The sequence below is a fragment of the Vibrio sp. Vb0304 genome (assembly GCF_033338995.1).
In the GTDB taxonomy this organism is placed as follows: Bacteria; Pseudomonadota; Gammaproteobacteria; order Enterobacterales; family Vibrionaceae; genus Vibrio; species Vibrio alginolyticus.
Map to the genome: position 1 here is coordinate 1 of NZ_JAWOTT010000171.1, position 1,306 is coordinate 1,306.

1 protein-coding gene is annotated in these 1,306 nt (G+C 48.4%); it reads left to right on the plus strand.

The genetic code is table 11. The features are described from left to right. Window positions 1-408: 408 nt before the first annotated feature. Entirely contained in the window at window positions 409-1,215 is an 807-nt protein-coding gene (locus R7P35_RS24725; RefSeq protein WP_180798880.1) for a sporulation protein, read from the plus strand. Window positions 1,216-1,306 lie beyond the last annotated feature (91 nt).

Genomic DNA, 1,306 nt, shown 5'->3' on the forward strand with positions numbered 1-1,306 from the left:
CCAGTGTCATAGCTGGCGCAACTTGTTTTGCCTTAGATGCAGTAGTGAAGCCACTGCGGCGCCGCATTGCACTTGTATTGGTGTGTGCGAACCTGACTGTAGTTGGGCGCATTCGATTACCTAACTGCCAGGCATATCCATTGCCGATGTAATGGCCTGATTCATTATGAGTTGAGCTTCAACTGCTTGAAGGGTGGCTCTTTTGGCTTTCGCCAGTCCAATAAATGAGTCAGGAATACCGATATGCATGCATATCATGTATAGGTTAGCACCCTTGTTATAATTGGTCGATAGTTGAGCAATTGAATTCTCTCGATTTTGTTATTTTGTCGCTCGGATCGACGCAAAAATTTGTTTTGATCCCATGATCAGCAGTAGTAGTATGAGATCTCGACAAAGGAGGTGCATATGTCATTTTTGAAGAAGACACTTGCGAGCTTTGGGATCGGCAGCGCTAAGGTAGATTCGATTCTAAATCAGGATGTGCTTTATCCCGGTCAAAGTGTGGATGTTTCTATTCACGTTTATGGTGGCGCGACAGAACAAGCGATCGATAATATCGATATGAAGCTTTGTTGCCGCTACATCGCAGAGGCTCCGGACGACCGTGGTGCGCGAGAAGGGCACAGCATGCGTCGAGTACCGCAAACGCATGTCTTGGCGAAATGGAATCTCCCGTACGCCTTTACGATTCATCCTGGTGAAGAGCGCACCTTCGACGTCAAACTCGACGTGCCTTGGAACACGCCAGTGACCATCGGCGATGCAAAAGTCTGGCTAGAAACCGGCTTAGATGTGGCGATGGCGCTTGACCCTACCGACAAAGACATTCTCACCGTTAGACCCGACCCACTTATGGATGCCATATTGTCAGCGTTTGAAGCCCAAGGCTTGCGTATTCGCCAAGTCGAATGTGAAGAGGTAAAAGGTTTCGAACTGCCATTTGTACAAGAGTTTGAAATGGTGCCCACTGATGGCCCATATCATGGCGTATGGCGCGAGTTAGAGTTTGTCGCGCATCGTGATGAGCAAAACCTCAAGCTTTGGTTTGAGATTGACCGCACTCGCAGTGGCTCTCGCGGTATGCTTGCCAGCTTGCTCGGCAGTGGAAAACTCAAGCGCGAACTGTGTATTCCGGTGACAACAAGCTTGGAAGAAGTGGGTGAGCTTGTCCTCAATTACCTCGACCAAACGACCGCGATTCACGAGTCTTAATTTTAGCTTACACGTGTACTCTTAATGTGCCATACTAGAGCGAATATTCCAAACTCTAGTATAGGCGCATTGATGTCCTCACCGCAGAAAC

Coding starts and splice junctions, on each gene's coding strand:
- R7P35_RS24725 (WP_180798880.1), top strand. CDS start 409: ATGTCATTTTTGAAGAAGACACTTGCGAGCTTTGGGATCGGCAGCGCT.